Annotated in this window: 1 pseudogene; it reads right to left on the bottom strand. The window is 44.3% G+C overall.

From position 1 onward, the window contains the following. Positions 1-388: pseudogene (locus ES017_RS15660) on the bottom strand (MFS transporter); the annotation flags it as partial.

Here is a 388-nt window from a genome sequence, read left to right as displayed (position 1 = left end):
GTTATAATGATATTAATGACACTCGAGAGTGAGAAAATGTCATATTTAAACACTCTGAAATCAAGCATCGGATCATCATGACGCAATTGCTGAACAACAAAAGCAACAATTGCAATGGCTCCGATAATAACTGTAGACAATACAATCGGGTCGGTCCAGCCGTCAGATCCGGCTTCACTGACTCCGTATACTAAGGAGGCGAATCCGACAATCGAGAGGATTGCGCCAAGAGTAGCGAGTTTGATTTTTTGCGGCTCCACCATATTTGTAAAGATGAAGAAAGCCACAATGATAACAATTGCGCCGATCGGCACAAGTCCGTAAAACATAATGCGCCATGTATAATGCTCAATAATCCACCCGGAAAGAGTCGGGCCGACCGCTGGAG

It is taken from the genome of Anoxybacillus sp. EFIL, from assembly GCF_013096955.1.
Classification (GTDB): domain Bacteria; phylum Bacillota; class Bacilli; order Bacillales; family Anoxybacillaceae; genus Anoxybacillus; species Anoxybacillus ayderensis.
The sequence above is the reverse complement of the archived record's forward strand: the minus strand, read 5'-3'. Positions and strand labels throughout refer to the sequence as shown.